Genomic DNA, 18,571 nt, shown 5'->3' with positions numbered 1-18,571 from the left:
GAGAATTTTTTACGCGAAAGTATTTTACTTATACAATTCACACATGTAAAATGATGTGTAAAGACAGCTGTGTAAGGAGGACCTCTTGTGGGTAAGGTAAAAGAAATTTCAAAGCGAAAGCTACTTGGTATAGCGGGGCTTGGCTGGCTATTTGACGCAATGGATGTTGGAATGCTTTCGTTTGTAATTGTGGCATTACAAAAAGATTGGGGATTAAGTACTCAAGAGATGGGTTGGATAGGGAGTATTAACTCAATTGGTATGGCTGTAGGGGCGCTCGTTTTTGGGATACTATCAGATAAAATAGGACGGAAATCAGTCTTTATTATTACATTATTACTATTTTCTATCGGTAGTGGTTTAACAGCTTTAACGACGACACTCGCGATGTTTCTTGTTTTACGATTTTTAATTGGTATGGGACTTGGCGGAGAACTTCCAGTTGCATCTACTCTTGTATCGGAGAGTGTTGAAGCGCACGAACGTGGAAAGATAGTTGTACTATTAGAAAGTTTCTGGGCTGGTGGCTGGTTAATCGCAGCTCTTATCTCGTATTTTGTTATTCCTAAATATGGTTGGGAAGTTGCGATGGTATTAAGTGCAGTTCCAGCGTTATATGCTTTATATTTAAGATGGAATTTACCCGATTCCCCGCGATTCGAAAAGGTTGAAAAAAGGCCATCTGTTATTGAAAATATAAAATCGGTTTGGTCTGGAGAATATCGTAAGGCAACAATTATGTTATGGATCCTATGGTTTTGTGTTGTCTTTTCCTATTATGGCATGTTCCTTTGGTTACCTAGTGTAATGGTATTGAAAGGCTTTAGTTTAATAAAAAGTTTTCAGTACGTACTCATTATGACTTTAGCCCAACTTCCAGGATATTTTACAGCTGCATGGTTTATTGAACGCCTTGGTCGTAAATTTGTATTGGTTACGTATTTAATTGGTACAGCATGTAGTGCGTATGTGTTCGGGATCGCGGATTCATTAACAGCATTAATAGTAGCTGGTATGTTACTATCCTTCTTTAATTTAGGTGCGTGGGGTGCCTTATATGCTTATACACCTGAACAGTATCCAACGGTTATTCGCGGTACAGGTGCAGGAATGGCAGCAGCATTCGGGCGTATTGGTGGTATTCTTGGCCCATTATTAGTAGGTTATTTAGTTGCTTCACAAGCTTCGCTCTCGCTAATATTTACGATTTTTTGTGGATCAATTTTAATTGGAGCACTTGCTGTAGTTATACTTGGTCAAGAAACGAAACAGAGGGAATTAGCATAAAAGAAAAGGGAAACCAAGGTGGTTTCCTTTTTTCTGTTTTTTTAGATAAATAATGGTATAGTAAGAAAAAGGGATTGTTTCTTACTAAAGCGAATGTATACAACAGGACATATGGACAAAGGAATTAGGTGGTTGGATAAATGAAAATTTTACTTATCATGGAAGAGACAGAAGAGCGAAGAAAATTAGTTGAGAACTTTACTGAGAATATTCGAAATGTAGAATGTTTTGAAGCGAAAACTGGAACAGAATCTTTGCTAATAATGAAAAAACATACACCTGATTTTGTTTTTTTGAATTCGCAATTAATAGATGGTACTGGTTTTGAATACTCGAGTTTATTACGAGAAGTAAATTGTTATACGAAATTTATTTTTATTGGTGAGAATATAGAAGAGGCAATTACAGCTTTTCGTTTTCAAGCGTTTTATTATTTATTACGACCATTTCGTGAAGAAGATTTACAATTCATTTTATATAAAATGGGGAAAGAACAAGTTGAGAAGGCAAAGAGTCATTTGCGTAAACTACCGATAGAAGGCCATGAGGGGATTAGATATATTTTCCCAGAAGATATTGTATATGTAAGTAAAAATAAGGAAAATAAAACAGTTTCAATTTATACAACGAATAATCAGTATATTTCAACGTACACACTCCAGGAATTAGAAAATAAACTAAATGTATATGATTTTTTACGTGTACATAAAAGTTATTTAATTAACATGTCATATGTACAAGAGCTTAAACCTTATTATAATGGCACGTATAATTTGTATTTAGACAGGTATGATGAGCAACCGATTCCAGTAAGCCGCAATTATGTAAAACGACTTCGAAATAAAATTGAGCTATGACAAGTAATGAGAGAATTTTAACATAATAACCTAAAAATCCTTCATGATAGGGAGGATTTAAGTTAAATATTCAGAAAATTTAGTACAATCTCCTCTAAGAAGTAGTAATGGGGGGATTGTATGTGAAAACATTGAAATCAATTTTACTTTGGGGAGTTATTGCAGCACTAGGAGCATCTGCTTTTGGTGTAATAGCTTTATCACAAGGTGAGACAATTAATGCTGTATGGCTATTAGTTGCTGCTGTATCAGTGTATGCGATTGCTTATCGCTTTTATAGTAGATTTATAGCAAGGAAAGTTTTTGGCCTAGATAATAATAGGCAAACACCTGCTCATACGTTAAATGATGGGAAGGATTATGTTCCGACAAATAAATGGGTTTTATTCGGACATCACTTTGCAGCGATTGCTGGGGCAGGTCCTTTAGTAGGACCAATTTTGGCGGCGCAGATGGGATATTTACCTGGGACAATTTGGATTATTGTTGGGGTAGTTATCGCTGGAGCTGTACAAGATTTTGTAATTTTATTTGCTTCAATGAGACGTAATGGTAAATCATTAGGGGAAATGATTAAAGATGAGATTGGTCCTGTTACAGGGTTAATTGCAATGATTGGTATTTTAGGTATTATGATCATTTTATTAGCAGTATTAGCTTTAGTAGTTGTGAAGGCACTTGTTGGAAGCCCATGGGGAATGTTTACAATCGCAGCAACGATTCCAATTGCTATTTTAATGGGAGTTTACATGCGTTACATTAGACCAGGGCGAGTAGGGGAAGGATCAGTAATTGGTATTGTTCTACTAGTCCTATCTCTTATTGGAGGGCAGTATGTAGCGGAAAATCCAACGCTTGCAAGTATGTTTACTTTTAGTGGTGAAACAATTGCTATTATGCTTATTGTATATGGATTCATTGCATCGGCATTACCAGTTTGGATGCTCCTTGCACCACGTGATTATTTAAGTACATTTTTAAAAGTAGGAACGATTGTTGGATTAGCAATTGGTATTTTAATTGTAGCTCCAGATTTGAAGATGCCGGCAGTGTCTAAATTTATTGATGGAACAGGCCCTGTTTTCTCTGGGAATTTATTTCCGTTTTTATTTATTACAATAGCTTGCGGTGCTGTCTCCGGATTCCATGCTCTCGTTTCATCAGGTACGACGCCGAAAATGATTGAGCAAGAAGGTCATGCACAACCAATTGGTTATGGGGCAATGTTAATGGAATCATTTGTAGCAGCGATGGCTATGATTGCAGCTTGTGTATTAACACCAGGAACTTATTTTGCAATCAATAGTCCAGCAGCACTAATCGGAACAGATGTATCACAAGCGGCTCAAGTTATTTCTTCCTGGGGATTTGCTATTACACCGAATGAATTAAAAGAACTTGCTGTTAACGTCGGAGAACAGACTATTTTATCACGTACAGGTGGTGCACCAACATTAGCAATTGGTATGGCACATATATTTTCACAAGTAATAGGTGGAACGGCGATGATGGCATTTTGGTATCATTTTGCTATTCTTTTTGAAGCACTATTTATTTTAACAACGATTGATGCTGGAACACGTGTAGGTCGATTTATGATTCAAGACATTTTAGGCCATGTATATAAGCCGTTTGCGAAAACAGATTCTACATTAGCGAATGTGGTTGCTACAACGATATGCGTACTAGGCTGGGGGTACTTCTTATACCAAGGGGTAGTCGATCCTCTCGGTGGAATTAATACGCTATGGCCACTTTTCGGTATTGCAAATCAAATGTTAGCGGGGATTGCATTATTACTTGGAACGACAATTTTATTCAAAATGGGGAAAAAGGCATACGTTTGGGTAACGCTTATTCCGACTGTAGGATTACTGATTGTAACGATGACAGCGGGTTATCAAAAGTTATTTCATGAAAATCCTAAAATAGGGTTCCTATCCCATGCGAAAGTGTTCCAAGGAGCATTAGATGATGGGAAGGTATTAGCTCCAGCTAAAAACGTTGCACAAATGAAACAAATTATTTTTAATGACTATATTGATGCAACGCTTTGTGGGATTTTGATGATAGTTGTAATTGCTGTATTAATTTCTGCACTTCGAATTTGGATTCAAGTATTAAGAAATAAGCCAATGCCGTTAAAAGAGGCACCATATATTCCAAGAGATGAAAGTGAGTCGAGGAACTATGCTTAAAAGATTACGGAAGGTATGGGGAAAGAGAAAACAATTTATTAGTTTACTTGTCGGAGTTCCAAGTTATGAAACATATGTAAATCATATGAAAGTACATCATCCAGAAGAGAAAATTCTATGTCAAAAACAATTTTTTGCTGAGGCACAAGAAGCTAGATTTAATGCAAAAGGCGGAAAAATATCACGATGTTGTTAATGGAAGGGGCGAAATTTCGTCCCTTTTTTTATTTTGTTGTTCCACGTGGAACAACAAAATAAAAAACTTTGGGAATTATAGGGATTTCGTAATACAATAAAATATAGAAGGGGATAGATGGAAAAGAAAAAGTAGGGAGATTATTTTATGTTCAGAGATCTATTTGTAAATATGACAATTATTCTTTCCTTTATCTTTGTAGGTGGTCAGCTTTTAAGAGATAAGTCATTAAAAGAGGAATTCTCTTTTGGACAAAAATGGGTGGTCGGTATTTTTACTGGAATACTAAGTATATTATTGATGCATTTTGGTGTACATATTGAAGATATTATGTTGGATTTACGTTATTTAGCTGTTATTTTGGCAATTATAATTGGAGGTCCGATAGCCAGTAGTATAACAGTTACTATTATTTTAATCACTCGGCTATTTTTTACTGAGTACTCTTTAGCCTCTGAATTGGCTTGCTATACTATCGTGGCAATAGGGATTGGTATTATCTTCATTTGGCGGATGAAAGTTTCTGTATTCACAAAATGGGTATGGTTTAATGTGTACAGTTTGTCTATTTTAACAATACCACTTTCTATTTTATTTAAGGATATATCCGTAGTGGTATTATATTTAGTTTGTAGTATTGTTGCGGCATACATCACATTTGTAAGTGCAAGCTACGTATTGCAATCGAATGAATTATTTCAAACGATGAAGCAGTATGCAACGATGGACGCATTAACAGGTCTAGGAAATGTAAGACAATTTGATTTAGAGATGAATCGTCATATTGGTAACAAACGTATGAAAAATGATTCGCTTTGTTTATTACTTATTGATATTGATCACTTTAAGTATGTAAATGATACGTATGGTCATCCGGCTGGGGATGAGGTATTAAAACAAGTGGGGCATATTTTACTAGAGAATGCACCATTCTCAAACTTGGTTTTTCGAAAGGGTGGCGAGGAGTTTGCCCTGTTATTACCAAAAAAGGGGTTGGCATATGGAACTCGTATAGGGGAACAAATTCGTCTAGCTGTTGAAAGATATTCCTTCCAATTGTTAAGTGGGGAAGAAATTAAAATTACAGTTTCAGTTGGGGTTTCTGAGTATGAAAAATCACCCGAGCAATTTATTCAATTAGCTGATGACGCATTATACTATTCAAAAAGAAATGGTAGAAATAAGGTTAGTGCGGCATCATAAGGATGAGGGGAGAGAAGTTGGTTTCTCTCAAATAACCTTGTAAATGATTAAAACCCACAGGGAGAATAAATTTCCTGTGGGTTTTAATATACTTTTAAAGCTATTAATGGGTAGCTTTATTTAGACAAGTTCTTTCGGTGCAACGAATTTGCGGTAAGCACCGTGATGTGTTGGTCCTACATATTCGTTAATTTTGAATGAATGACGAATTGCAGCTGTGATGAATTCTTTTGCAGTTTTGACTGCTTCTTTCACAGTTTTTCCTTTTGCAAGCTCTGCTGTAATTGCAGCAGAATATGTACAACCTGCACCGTGTGTATTTGTCGTATCAATCTTTTCGGATTCTAGAAGATCGAATGTTTCGCCGTCATATAACACATCAATAGCAGTTTCTGTGCCTAATTTGCTACCACCTTTAATTAGTACGTATTTAGCACCTAAAGCATGGATTTTCTTTGCAGCTTCTTTCATGTCCTCAAGAGAATTAATTTTCACACCACTTAATTGATATGCTTCAAATAAGTTTGGAGTAACAACTAATGCTTTTGGAACAAGAACGTCACGTAAGCAGTCATTTGTTTCAGGATGTAACGCTTCATCTGCCCCTTTACATACCATAACAGGATCAACTACTACGTTTTTGAAATTGTGCTTTTCAATTGTTTTCGCAACCATTTCAATAATTTCTACCGATCCAAGCATACCTGTTTTTAAAGCATCTACGCCAACGCCTTCAATTGTTGTTTCTAATTGTGGTTTTAATGTAGAAGCTGGGATTGGGAATACGTTATGTGCCCAACCGTTATGTGGATCCATTGTTACGATTGTCGTAAGAGATGTCATTCCGTATACGCCAAGTTCTTGGAATGTTTTTAAATCTGCTTGTATACCAGCACCGCCACTTGTATCAGAACCAGCGATTGTAAGTGCTTTGTTTAATGTCATTAGGAAAGCCCCCTTAGGTGATATAATGAAAACTACGTTTTCACTATTATATCAATGTTACGAATAAGTACAAAGTGAAAAGTAGATGATTTATGTTAAGTACTATTTAAAATCTTGTATGTAGGAGACGAAGGATGTTTCAAGAGAATCGTACAAATGAATTAGTTATATTAAAAGAGATTGCAGAAACGTTGAATACCTCAAATGATACATATCACGTACTTCAGGCTGTGTTGGAAAAATTATTAAATGTAACTGGTTTAACAACAGGGTGGATTTTTCTTGCGGATGAAAACGGTAGATATACGAAGTTAATTGATTACCACTTACCGGAGGCACTGACATTCGAAAATAAACGACCGATGTGCGAAGGGAATTGTTGGTGCCTACACAGCTTTGTGGAAGGGAAATTAGAGCGAGCGGTTAATATTATTGAATGTAAGAGAATAAATAATGCAATTGAATACAACTGGGGAGATACAGAAGGGATTGTACATCATGCGACTGTACCGCTAAAAGCAGGTGAAGACGAATTTGGCGTATTAAATGTGGCTAGCCCAGGTAAAACACATTTTTCTGAAGAAGAATTAGTACTATTACAATCAGTTGCATTTCAAATTGGAACAGCTTTAAAGCGCACAAAATTGTATGAAAATGAAAAGAGAAGAGCTCATTATTATGTAAAGTTAGAACGCTTTATTCAAGCTTTAAGAGCGATTCATAGATTTAATACATTGCCTGAGGAAGTTGTAAAGCAAGTAGGGAGTTTATTTCTATGGGAGCAAGTCGTGTTCTTTATTAGAGAAGAAAATGAACTAACTGTGAGAGCTTCTTATAAGACGGGTGAACTACAAGATGATATGAAGGCGTCAGCACGGAAAGCATTGGAAAAAGAGGAGTCTGTCTTGCTGAAGCGTCAGGTTGGTAATATGGTACATCCTAATAGGGCAGTTATTGCTATTCCAATACATATTCAAAATCATATATTTGGCGTGCTAAGTGTAAGTTCTAATAATGGGGAATTTGATATAAATACGATAGATGTTGTACAAGCGTTAGCAAATCATATTTCATTAATAATAGAGAACTTAAGATTAAATGAGAAACGCCGTGAACTTGTACGAATGGAAGAACGTAATCGATTAGCTAGAGATTTACACGATTCTGTTTCGCAAAAGTTATTTTCATTAACCTTTATGACGAAAGGCGCTGAGGCGGTCTTAAAGGGGCAAAATGAAAAGGTAGATCAGTCTTTGTATGAGATGCGTGGATTAGCACAAGGTGCCTTAAAAGAAATGAGGACATTAATTTGGCAACTTCGTCCAGCGGGATTAGAGAAAGGATTATTACCAGCTTTAAAGCACTACGGTGAAAGTTTAGGATTAAAAATTCGGGAACAAGTTACAGGTGTGCGTGATTTGCCGCGTGTAGTAGAAGAAGCGCTATGGCGAATTGGACAAGAAGCTTTAAATAACGTAAGTAAGCATGCCAATGTAAGCGAAGCGACAATTTATTTCAAAGTGACGGAGAAGAATGTATCATTAGAAATAGTCGATCAAGGAAATGGATTTGTAGAAGAGGATGTAAAAGAGAAAAAATCGCTCGGTATGACTACGATGCGTGAAAGAGTAGAATTAGTTGGTGGGACGATTAAAATTGCAAGCAGCAAAAAACGAACAAGTGTAAAAGTAAATGTACCATTATGACGTGAAAATGAGGGAAGTTTGTGAAAATAAAAGTATTGTTAGTTGATGATCATACAGTTGTTTTAAAAGGATTAGCATTTTTTCTAAGTACGCAGGAAGATTTTGAATTAGTTGGGGAAGCGAATAATGGAAAAGAGGCGTTAGTGAAAGTAGGCGAAACGAATCCAGATGTCGTATTAATGGATTTATATATGCCTGAGATGGATGGGATTGAGGCGACAGCTTGCATTAAAAAAGAATATCCAAATGTGAAAGTAATTGTATTAACTAGTTTTTCGGATCAAGCACATGTATTACCAGCATTAAAAGCTGGGGCAAGTGGCTATATTTTAAAAGATGTAGAACCAGATCAGCTTGTTGAAGCTATTCGAAGTGCGTATAAAGGTAACATTCAATTACATCCCGATATAGCAAATGCTCTTCTCTCTCAAACATTACCTCAAGAAGAGAAAGAGGAAGAATCTTTCGTTCATGTAGATGTACTAACGGCAAGGGAAAATGAAGTATTGCAGTTATTAGCGAAAGGGATGAGTAATAAAGAAATCGCTTCGGTTTTAGTTATTACCGAAAAAACGGTTAAAGCTCATGTAAGTAGTATTTTGAGTAAGTTAAATTTATCCGATCGCACACAAGCAGCATTATATGCAGTGAAAAATGGAATTGTATAAGACTAAAGTCGTAAGACCTAGTTCGCCTTTAGAAGGTGGACTTTTTTTATGGAAAAATACGTCTATGTGAGGACGAAATTGTCTTGATATAAAGATAAAATGTATTTGTAAGCAACAACAATTACAAGGGAGTAACCCTTTTTCGTAAGTAATATATAACAACGTAAGAGTGAGTAGTAGGAGGAGAAGAATCATGGCAACAGTTTTATTTGTAAAAGCAAACAACCGCCCAGCGGACCAAGCAGTTAGTGTGAAATTATATGAGGCATTTTTAGCAAGCTATAAAGAAGCACATCCAAATGATACAGGAGTAGAACTTGATTTGTATAAAGAAGAATTACCATATGTAGGCGTAGACATGATTAATGGTACATTCAAAGCTGGTAAAGGATTTGATTTAACAGACGAAGAAGCAAAAGCAGTAGCAGTTGCTGATAAGTATTTAAATCAATTCTTAGAAGCTGATAAAGTAGTTTTCGGTTTCCCATTATGGAACTTAACGATTCCAGCCGTATTACACACGTATATTGATTATTTAAACCGTGCTGGTAAAACATTTAAATATACACCAGAAGGTCCAGTTGGACTTATTGGAGATAAGAAAATTGCGTTATTAAATGCACGTGGCGGCGTATATTCTGAAGGACCAGCAGCTGAAGTAGAAATGGCTGTTAAATATGTAGCAAGCATGATGGGCTTCTTCGGTGCAACAAACATGGAAACAGTAGTTATTGAAGGACATAACCAATTCCCAGATAAAGCAGAAGAGATTATTACAACAGGTCTTGAAGAAGCAGCTAAAGTAGCAAGTAAATTTTAATTAAAATTATAATCGTCACTCGAAAAAACAGCATTAACATAAACGTTAATGCTGTTTTTCATGCTTTAAGTTCATTAGCAAGTTTTTCTAATTGAATTCGATCGTGTATGTAATAGGTGCGCCCTTCTTTTTTTAAATAATTTTTCTGGCAAAACTGGTTTAATACGTATAGAAGATGCCGGTAACTGACGTTTAAGTATTCTGAGGCCTCGGTATGTTTTTCGGTATAGCAATTATTTTGTTCCGTTAATAGAATAAACGCAGCTAATCGATTTTCGAACGGATAACTATAGTTTTTGGCGTAACTTTCTGTTCGGATAATTGTTTTTTCGCCAATAAATTTGCATAGTTTCTGTAAAAAGGTAGCATCTTGCAATAAAAGATGCTGACAATTTTTAAGAGGAAGGGCTAAGCAAATACAATCGTCGATTACCTCAACCGCTTTCGTAACGGATTCTACGTCAATTAATCCTAATTCCCCAATGAACGAAGGTGCTTGAATAAAGTTAATTAAGGAGACCCTCCCGTTTTTGTGACTCATATATATTTTCGCTTTCCCAGAAATTAAGTAATAAAGATAAGGGAAATCAGCTCCTTCATTACATATCCTTTCTTTCTTTTGAAAGGAATGTAGTTCGGCATACGGTAAGACATCAAAAGAAAAAAGAGTGTGGAAGTTGTAAGTTTGCATGTAATGAGAGATTTCTTCGCTATTTTTGCTGATTTTCATGTTTTCACCTCATATTTAGTATGAGATATCTCCTATTATTTTTACAAGAAAGAATGATACGATTTATTTAAATTTGTTTTTGTAGAAAAGAGAGTGTGAAGGGCTTATGAAAAAATATAAAGCATTGTTGTTTGATGTAGATGATACATTGTTAGATTTCCAGAAGGCGGAGAAAGTGGCATTACGTATGCTTTTTGAAGAGAAAGGGATTCCTCTAACTAGCGAGGTTGAAGCGCATTATAAAAAAATTAATAAAAGTCTTTGGGATGCTTTTGAAGAAGGCGAAATAAACCGTGATGAAGTCGTAAATACACGGTTTTCGATTTTGTTTAAAGAGTATGGTCAAGAAGTAGATGGGATATTATTTGAAAATAATTATCGTAGTTATTTAGAAGAAGGTAATCAACTTATACAGGGGGCCTTTGAATTTATACAAAATATTCAAAGTGAGTATGATTTATATATCGTGACGAATGGTGCTTCAAAAACACAAGATAAGCGTCTGCGTAATGCAGGAATACATTCAAAATTTAAAGATATTTTCGTTTCTGAAGATACGGGCTTCCAAAAGCCAATGAAAGAGTATTTTGATTATGTTTTTGAACGCATTCCTAATTTCGTTTCTGAAGAAGGACTTATTATTGGGGATTCGTTAAGTGCCGATATTAAAGGTGGATATTTAGCGGGAATCGATACTTGTTGGTTTAATCCAGAAAAGAAATCAAATGAAAATGGGATTGTGCCAACGTATGAGGTACATAATTTTGAAGAGTTATACGCACTATTAAAGAAGCTTGTGTAATATAAATAGGCAGTGAAGATTTTGTCCCCACTGCCTATTTATATTAGTTTGTAGCTTCATTATGTTTAGGAAGCGGAAATGCATTACCAATGGCCGCCGCCCCGAGCATTGGTAATAATAAATTGAGCGGGAAAAACATGAGTAATAGTAATGTTATAGCTATTGGTTTTCTTAATGCATAGCTTGAAATAGCTGTCGTTACGATGGCTACAGAAGCTATTGGATCTATAGGGGCAATAGAAGCTATAGCATATCCAATACTTGATCCAGCAAATATAATGGGGAAAATATGTCCGCCGCGCCACCCCGTATTTAAACAAACGGCAGTAATACATAATTTTAAAATCCCTGAAAGAAGTAATACCCAAAAAGATAAATGGCTCCATTCGACGACTAAATCTTTTAACTGATGTTCCCCTGAGAATAATGTATATGGGAGAACTGTTCCTACAATTCCTAATAAAATACCACCGATAATTCCAAGTGATAGTTTGTATTCTCGGAAAGGATGAATTACTTTCTCTAATGTAAACTCTAATTTGAAATAAAGGAAACCGACCATGGCACCGATACTTGCAAGTGGTAGAAAGGCGATCCATTCATTGAGAGAAAGAGAGCCTTCTCCAAAATTAACAATAAAAGATCCACGATTATCTAATTTACTAAGCAATAAATAAACGGAAAATCCGGCAAAAGTGGTAGCTAAATATACGATTGCTTTTTTTCTCTTAGAAAACTCAGCAATTTGTTCACCTTCACTCTCATTCTCATTCGGAGCTAAATAACCGAATAATGGTGCATTGAAAATGACACTTAAAGTAGCACCAATTCCAACCTCTGTTAGTTCATTCATTCCCTTTAAAGCGAATTTAAAGCGATCACCTACCCATGTGCAAAGTCCACCGATAATTCCAACAAGCGCTGCTTCCGGACCTAGACTAGCTCCAAATATTAAAACGATAATCGCGGTTAAAGTAGCTTTATGTACAAAACGGTATTCAATTCGCCCTGTTTTTTTATATTCAGCCATGACTTCCGGCATAAGACGTGGATATGTACCGAAGTATTTTTGTGTTAAACCAACGAGAATACCACCGATTATTGTTACACAAATGGTGTAATAAGGGGGAGAAGAAAATACTTTAGGTAAGTATCCCCAAATAAAGTGGATTCCGAAATTTATTGTAACTAAAAATAGCCAGACTGTAGCTCCTACTATAGAGCCTAGAAGAATGCCATATAGGACGAGTATATAGTTCATGTCCTTTTTATTTGTCATGTTATACCTCCGTTATGTAAGTTTTGATATAGAAAGGGTTAGATATGCTGGTATGAAATGAATTGAATATATATAGTATCTTTTTGAGAGGTCGGCTTATTCAATTTATACAATGCGATTTCATGAGAATTTGAAGTCTGCACGGTTAAAGTGCTTATTTAAGTGTATATAGTGATTCGAGTTTTTGAAAGGTATTTTTCATATGAACATGGAATATATTTCTTTTGTTATTTATATTAAATTTCTGACATTTAATTTAGAACATTCAGAAAAACCATTTGACATCAGGAAATTATTGCTATAAAATCAACGGTAATTGCATAGTCTTATCAAGAAAAGGTGGAGGGACAGGCCCGATGAAACCTTGGCAACAGCCGTATAACGGAATTGTGCCAAATCCTGCAGGTAATAATCCTGAGAGATAAGAAAGAGCCTTTAGAGCGTGTTTTCAAACTGCTCCTTTCTTGTTTTCAGGAAAGGGGCAGTTTTTTATTTTTCATAAAAGAAAGGAGAACGAGAGATGGGAGAATCATGGGGGAAAGGAACTATTTGTGTGCAAGGTGGCTATACGCCAAAGAATGGTGAACCACGTGTTTTGCCACTTTATCAAAGTACAACGTATAAATACGATACTTCAGATGATTTAGCAGCGCTATTTAATTTGGAGGCAGAGGGATATATATATACGCGTATTGGAAATCCTACGCTAGCTGCATTTGAGCAGAAGTTATCAGATTTAGAGGGCGGTGTAGGGGCTGTTGCAACAGCTTCTGGGCAGGCGGCTATTATGCTCGCAGTTTTAAATATTTGTAGTAGCGGAGACCATTTACTTTGTTCTTCAACAGTTTACGGGGGGACATTTAATTTATTTGGAGTGAGTTTGCGTAAGCTTGGCATTGATGTTACGTTCTTTAATCCAAATTTAACGGCCGATGAAATTGCGGCACTTGCTAACGATAAGACGAAGCTTATTTATGCAGAATCATTAGGAAATCCAGCGATGAACGTTTTAAATTTCAAAGAATTTTCAGCAGCGGCAAAAGAATTAGAAGTACCTTTTATCGTTGATAATACATTAGCGACGCCTTATTTATGCCAAGCGTTTGAACATGGGGCAAATATTATCGTTCATTCTACGACGAAATATATTGATGGTCATGCGAGCTCATTAGGCGGCATTGTTATTGACGGAGGGAACTTTGATTGGACAAATGGAAAATATTCTGAGCTTGTTGAACCTGACCCGAGTTATCACGGCGTAAGTTATGTTCAAAATTTTGGAGCAGCAGCTTATATTGTGAAAGCACGCGTTCAATTATTAAGAGACTATGGAAACTGTATGAGCCCATTCAATGCATATATTAGCAATATTGGCTTGGAAACATTGCATTTACGAATGGAGCGTCATAGTGAAAATGCTCTCGCAGTTGCTAAGTGGATTGCTAATCATGAACGTATTGAATGGGTGAATTATCCGGGATTAGATAGCAATGAAAATTATTCGTTAGCACAAAAGTATTTGAAAAAAGGTGCTAGTGGTGTTTTAACTTTCGGTATAAAAGGCGGATTAGAAGTGGCAAAAGAATTTATTGCAAGTGTGAAACTGGCAACTCTCGTAACGCATGTAGCTGATGCCAGAACTTGTGTAATACATCCCGCTAGTACGACACACAGACAATTAAGTGCAGAAGCTCAACGTTTAGCTGGTGTTACATCTGATTTAATTCGTTTATCGGTCGGTATAGAAGATGTTTCTGATATTATTGCGGATTTAGAAGCAGCGCTAGTCGGAGGCAAACAACATGCCGATCATAATTGATAAAGACTTACCAGCTCGTAAAGTATTACAAGAAGAAAATATTTTTGTAATGACGAAGGAGCGAGCAGAAACACAAGATATACGTGCTTTGAAAATTGCCATATTAAATTTAATGCCTACAAAGCAAGAAACAGAAGCACAATTACTTCGTTTAATTGGAAATACACCGTTACAATTAGATGTTCATTTATTACATATGGAATCACATCTATCTCGCAATGTAGCACAGGAACATTTAACGAGCTTTTATAAAACTTTCCGTGATATTGAAAACGAAAGATTTGATGGACTCATTATTACAGGAGCACCAGTTGAGACTCTTTCTTTTGAAGAAGTAGATTATTGGGAAGAGCTTGAACGTATTATGGAGTATTCAAAAACGAATGTAACATCTACGCTTCATATTTGCTGGGGAGCACAAGCTGGTTTGTATTATCACTATGGTGTTCCGAAATATCCTCTTGCTGAAAAGATGTTTGGTGTGTTTGAACATGAGGTTCGCGAGCAACATGTGAAATTGTTACAAGGATTTGATGAATTGTTTTTTGCCCCGCATTCTCGTCATACAGAAGTACGAGAGAGTGATATTGAAAAGGTGAAAGAATTAACGTTATTAGCAAACTCTGAAGAAGCGGGTGTTCATCTTGTTATTGGGCCAGAGGGAAGGCAAGTTTTCGCACTCGGACATAGTGAATATAGCTGTGATACGTTAAAACAAGAATATGAACGAGATAGCCAAAAAGGGTTAAATATTGATGTGCCAAAAAATTATTTTAAACATAATAATCCAGATGAAAAGCCGCTTGTTAGGTGGAGGAGTCATGGAAATTTATTATTCTCTAATTGGTTGAATTATTACGTGTATCAAGAAACCCCTTATCTATTGTAAATAATGATTGTGTAACACGTGGTAGCGTTTTCTTGGTAAAGATTAACCTGTATTTTTCCGAATGTTCAAAATACATTGTTTTTCAGATGTTTTGTTTATATAATGGCATCTAAACACAATTTTTGAGGGGTGGACAGTATTATGAAAGAAATTCAAGTGGGGTTATTAGGTCTTGGGACAGTTGGTAGTGGTGTAGTTCGTATTATTGCAGATCATCAAGAACGACTTATACACCAAGTAGGTTGTCCAGTGAAAGTAACGAAAGTGTTGGTGCAAAATATTGAAAAAGAGAGAGAGGTTGAGGTACCTTCTACTCTATTAACACAAAATGCGAGTGAAATTTTAGATAATCCTAATATTGATGTTGTCATCGAAGTAATGGGTGGAATCGATGATGCAAAAGCATATATTTTACAAGCTTTAAATAGTGGGAAACACGTTGTGACTGCAAATAAAGATCTAATGGCGTTACACGGGGCAGAATTGCTGGCGGTAGCAAAAGATAACAAGGCTGACTTGTTTTATGAAGCTAGTGTAGCTGGAGGTATTCCGATTTTAAGAAGCATTGTAGAGGGGCTTTCTTCAGATCTTATTACGAAAGTAATGGGAATTGTAAATGGAACGACAAATTTTATTTTGACGAAAATGTCAGACGAAGGGAGAGCATATAACGACGTGTTAAAAGAAGCCCAACAGCTTGGATTTGCAGAAGCAGATCCAACATCAGACGTAGAAGGTTTAGATGCAGCAAGAAAAATGACGATTTTGGCTACTCTCGGTTTCTCTACAAATGTAGAGCTTGGAGATGTGAAGGTAAAAGGAATTACTTCTATTACAGAAGAAGATATTGAATATAGTAAGAGCTTAGGATATACAATTAAATTAATTGGTCTTGCAAAGCGAGATGGCGAGAAATTAGAGGTTACAGTTGAGCCAACTTTACTTCCAAATACACATCCTCTTGCAGCAGTGCAAAATGAATATAATGCTGTCTATGTGTATGGTGAGGCAGTAGGAGAAACGATGTTTTATGGACCGGGAGCAGGAAGCTTACCGACAGCGACAGCTGTTGTTTCTGACCTAGTTGCTGTAATGCAAAATATTAGGTTAGGTGTAAACGGAAATAGTGCCGTATCCCCACAATATAAAAAAGTATTAAAAGAGCCAGATGAAATTGTTGTGAAAAAGTTTTTAAGACTTCATGTCAAAGACGAAATTGGTGTATTTGCAAAAATTACATCTTTGTTCTCTGAGCGCGGTGTTAGCTTTGAAAAGATTATTCAAATGCCACTTGAAGAGAAAGGGAAAGCCGAAATTGTAATTGTAACGCATCGTGCTTCTCTTGCAGATTACGATTACATTCTACATACATTGCAATCGTATGAAGAAATAGATTGTGTGAAAGCAAACTATCGAATTGAAGGAGATGCTAAGTAGTATTTCCTATAAAAAAACGAAAAAACCTATTAAGCAGCTTGCTTAATAGGTTTTTTTCTATTTAAAATCTGCGTGCCAACTTGTATAAATGCTTGAATAATCCAACCTGTTGTAAAGGATAAGATAATTGTTCCGAAATAGATTGGTCCATCTAATAAGAAGCTTAATGTTAAAAATAAAAGAGCTAATGAAATTTCAGTTCTTCTGAATGTCCATTTTTTCTTCTCGGCAACAGTTAAAACGAAAGCCTCTTGAGGCGCAGCGCAAAGGTTTGTAGAGACGTAAAGACCGATTCCAGCTCCGACGAATAGATTTCCACAAATAAGTGTTATATATTTTGGAAGAGAGCGGATAAAGTCCATAATAGTTGTAATGGAACCAATCCAATCAACAAAAAGAGAAATAAGAATCATCGTTACAATCGTGCCGATTGTAATTTGTTTTTTATCCCAAAAGAGTACGATAAGTGTAAAAACAAAGTTAATCATGAAAATCCAAAAACCAATACTTACCCCGAAATTTTGATATAGTGCAATAAAGAAGGAATCATAAGGGCTAAGTCCAAAGGAAGTAATTGTCGTCATCATATTAATACCGATGGAGAGAATGAGTAAACCGCCAATGAAAAATATATATTCTAATTTGAATTGAAGCATATAGTGTGTATCCTTTCTAAACGTATTTGCTAGGAAAGGATACATTGTGGAAAGCTTACCAGGTCAAGTAAGAATTTTTACGAAAAGGGGAGAATGAGATGACTAATATAAGAAAGATCGCTGAACTTGCTGGGGTATCTGTTTCAACTGTTTCACGTGTACTTAATGATCATCCGTATGTAAATGAGCAGAAACGAAAAGAAATTTTAAAGATTATAGAAGAATTAAATTATACGCAAAATGTAAATGCTATTCATTTAGTGAAAGGGAAAACAAATGTAATTGGTGTTTTATTACCGCACGTAAATGATCAATATTATAGCGCTATTATTGAGGGTATATCAAAAGAAACCGCGAAGAACAATTATAATATGATGCTTTGCCAAACGAATTATAGTGAAGAAAAAGAGTTGGAAATTTTACATATGTTGAAAATGAAAAAACTTGATGGAGTAATTATATGTTCAAGAACAAATAGTAAGGACAAACTTGAAGAGTATACGAAATTTGGTCCAATTGTTATGTGTGAGGAAATAGATTCAAATTTTATTTCGAGTGTACATATTGATTACTATAAAGTGTTTTCACAAGGGATGAAAAGCTTAATAGACGCAGGGCATACGCGTATTGGATATTGTATTGGAAGAAGTAATAGCATTAATAGTCAAAGAAGAAAACAAGCGTATGAGGATTCACTTCAACAGATTGCTGTAACACCATTAGAAGCCTGGAAGTTTAAAGGGTGTTTTACGGTGGAAGATGGGCGTGATGTAGTGCGAGAGTGGGCTCATATTCCTGTAAAACCGACGGCGTTTCTCGTATCTTGCAACCATATTGCTGCAGGTATGGTAACGGAGGCGAAAAAACAAGGAATTCGTATTCCAGGGGATATTACGATTATCGGATGTGATGATCAAGAGGTGGCAGATATATTAGGTATTACGACGATTTCACATTCCAGTAAAAACGTTGGTGTAAAAGCATTTGAACTATTATATGAAAAGATTAATGATGAAGAAATAGATGTGAAACATGTAGAGTTATTACCTAAATTGGTAGATAGGGAAACGACGGAATAG

The 18,571-nt window shown here is 35.8% G+C and carries 17 protein-coding genes and 1 riboswitch; of the genes, 13 read left to right on the top strand and 4 right to left on the bottom strand.

What is annotated here, in order from left to right:
* Nucleotides 1–87: 87 nt before the first annotated feature.
* From VK90_RS21065 to VK90_RS21045, 5 genes are all read left to right on the top strand, one after another.
* Nucleotides 88–1,287: an MFS transporter gene (locus VK90_RS21065; RefSeq protein WP_048374969.1), complete on the top strand. Its 1,200-nt coding sequence runs from the start codon at nt 88–90 to the stop codon at nt 1,285–1,287.
* Between the two features lie 140 nt (nt 1,288–1,427).
* Entirely contained in the window at nt 1,428–2,144 is a 717-nt protein-coding gene (locus VK90_RS21060; RefSeq protein ID WP_048374967.1) for a LytR/AlgR family response regulator transcription factor, read from the top strand.
* 122 nt (nt 2,145–2,266) lie between these two features.
* The gene (gene cstA / locus VK90_RS21055) at nt 2,267–4,342 is read left to right on the top strand and encodes a carbon starvation protein CstA (protein WP_048374965.1); all 2,076 of its coding nucleotides are present in this window, start codon (nt 2,267–2,269) and stop codon (nt 4,340–4,342) included.
* Complete coding sequence (locus VK90_RS21050) at nt 4,335–4,538, top strand: YbdD/YjiX family protein (protein WP_048374963.1); 204 nt, start codon at nt 4,335–4,337, stop codon at nt 4,536–4,538. The genes cstA and VK90_RS21050 overlap by 8 nt, the downstream gene beginning before the upstream one ends.
* Before the next feature lie 147 nt (nt 4,539–4,685).
* Nucleotides 4,686–5,741: a GGDEF domain-containing protein gene (locus VK90_RS21045; RefSeq protein WP_048374962.1), complete on the top strand. Its 1,056-nt coding sequence runs from the start codon at nt 4,686–4,688 to the stop codon at nt 5,739–5,741.
* A 120-nt stretch (nt 5,742–5,861) separates the two neighbouring features.
* On the opposite strand, the gene pdxK is transcribed toward VK90_RS21045, so the two are convergent.
* Nucleotides 5,862–6,686, bottom strand: a complete 825-nt coding sequence (gene pdxK / locus VK90_RS21040) for a pyridoxine/pyridoxal/pyridoxamine kinase (RefSeq protein WP_002174443.1) — start codon at nt 6,684–6,686, stop codon at nt 5,862–5,864.
* A 134-nt stretch (nt 6,687–6,820) separates the two neighbouring features.
* Here pdxK and VK90_RS21035 point away from each other — a divergent pair, with 134 nt between their 5' ends.
* The 3 genes from VK90_RS21035 (at nt 6,821) to VK90_RS21025 (ending at nt 9,880) form a co-directional block, all read left to right on the top strand.
* A complete protein-coding gene (locus tag VK90_RS21035) occupies nt 6,821–8,392 on the top strand; it encodes a GAF domain-containing sensor histidine kinase (protein WP_048374960.1) in 1,572 nt (523 codons plus the stop codon).
* A gap of 20 nt (nt 8,393–8,412) precedes the next feature.
* The gene (locus VK90_RS21030; protein ID WP_025146989.1) at nt 8,413–9,060 is read left to right on the top strand and encodes a response regulator; all 648 of its coding nucleotides are present in this window, start codon (nt 8,413–8,415) and stop codon (nt 9,058–9,060) included.
* Between the two features lie 193 nt (nt 9,061–9,253).
* Nucleotides 9,254–9,880, top strand: a complete 627-nt coding sequence (locus VK90_RS21025) for an FMN-dependent NADH-azoreductase (RefSeq protein ID WP_048374958.1) — start codon at nt 9,254–9,256, stop codon at nt 9,878–9,880.
* 58 nt (nt 9,881–9,938) lie between these two features.
* Here VK90_RS21025 and VK90_RS21020 read toward each other — a convergent pair whose 3' ends face one another.
* The gene (locus VK90_RS21020) at nt 9,939–10,610 is read right to left on the bottom strand and encodes a transcriptional regulator YeiL (RefSeq protein ID WP_048374956.1); all 672 of its coding nucleotides are present in this window, start codon (nt 10,608–10,610) and stop codon (nt 9,939–9,941) included.
* Nucleotides 10,611–10,716: 106 nt separating this feature from the next.
* Between VK90_RS21020 and VK90_RS21015 the strand changes: the two genes are divergently transcribed.
* Nucleotides 10,717–11,412 (top strand): YjjG family noncanonical pyrimidine nucleotidase, encoded by a 696-nt coding sequence (locus tag VK90_RS21015; RefSeq protein WP_048374954.1) that lies wholly within the window; start codon nt 10,717–10,719, stop codon nt 11,410–11,412.
* A 43-nt stretch (nt 11,413–11,455) separates the two neighbouring features.
* Here the strand turns inward: VK90_RS21015 and VK90_RS21010 are convergent, their stop codons facing one another.
* Nucleotides 11,456–12,691, bottom strand: a complete 1,236-nt coding sequence (locus tag VK90_RS21010; protein WP_048374952.1) for a chloride channel protein — start codon at nt 12,689–12,691, stop codon at nt 11,456–11,458.
* 323 nt (nt 12,692–13,014) lie between these two features.
* A riboswitch (SAM riboswitch) is annotated at nt 13,015–13,119 on the top strand.
* A 92-nt stretch (nt 13,120–13,211) separates the two neighbouring features.
* On the opposite strand from VK90_RS21010, the gene VK90_RS21005 reads away from it, so the two are divergent.
* The 3 genes from VK90_RS21005 (at nt 13,212) to VK90_RS20995 (ending at nt 16,836) form a co-directional block, all read left to right on the top strand.
* Nucleotides 13,212–14,510 (top strand): bifunctional O-acetylhomoserine aminocarboxypropyltransferase/cysteine synthase, encoded by a 1,299-nt coding sequence (locus VK90_RS21005; protein ID WP_048374950.1) that lies wholly within the window; start codon nt 13,212–13,214, stop codon nt 14,508–14,510.
* Nucleotides 14,494–15,399 carry a homoserine O-acetyltransferase MetA gene (metA, locus tag VK90_RS21000; protein WP_048374948.1) on the top strand — a complete coding sequence of 302 codons (906 nt, stop codon included), beginning with the start codon at nt 14,494–14,496 and terminating at the stop codon, nt 15,397–15,399. Before VK90_RS21005 ends, metA begins: the two co-directional genes overlap by 17 nt.
* 141 nt (nt 15,400–15,540) lie before the next feature.
* A complete protein-coding gene (locus VK90_RS20995; RefSeq protein ID WP_025146996.1) occupies nt 15,541–16,836 on the top strand; it encodes a homoserine dehydrogenase in 1,296 nt (431 codons plus the stop codon).
* A 29-nt stretch (nt 16,837–16,865) separates the two neighbouring features.
* On the opposite strand, the gene VK90_RS20990 is transcribed toward VK90_RS20995, so the two are convergent.
* Nucleotides 16,866–17,492 (bottom strand): YczE/YyaS/YitT family protein, encoded by a 627-nt coding sequence (locus VK90_RS20990; protein ID WP_048374946.1) that lies wholly within the window; start codon nt 17,490–17,492, stop codon nt 16,866–16,868.
* A gap of 98 nt (nt 17,493–17,590) precedes the next feature.
* Between VK90_RS20990 and VK90_RS20985 the strand changes: the two genes are divergently transcribed.
* Nucleotides 17,591–18,571, top strand: coding sequence for a LacI family DNA-binding transcriptional regulator (locus VK90_RS20985; RefSeq protein ID WP_048374944.1), 981 nt, complete (start codon nt 17,591–17,593; stop codon nt 18,569–18,571).

The sequence above is a fragment of the Bacillus sp. LK2 genome (assembly GCF_001043575.1).
Taxonomy (GTDB): domain Bacteria; phylum Bacillota; class Bacilli; order Bacillales; family Bacillaceae_G; genus Bacillus_A; species Bacillus_A paramycoides.
The sequence above is the reverse complement of the archived record's forward strand: the minus strand, read 5'-3'. Positions and strand labels throughout refer to the sequence as shown.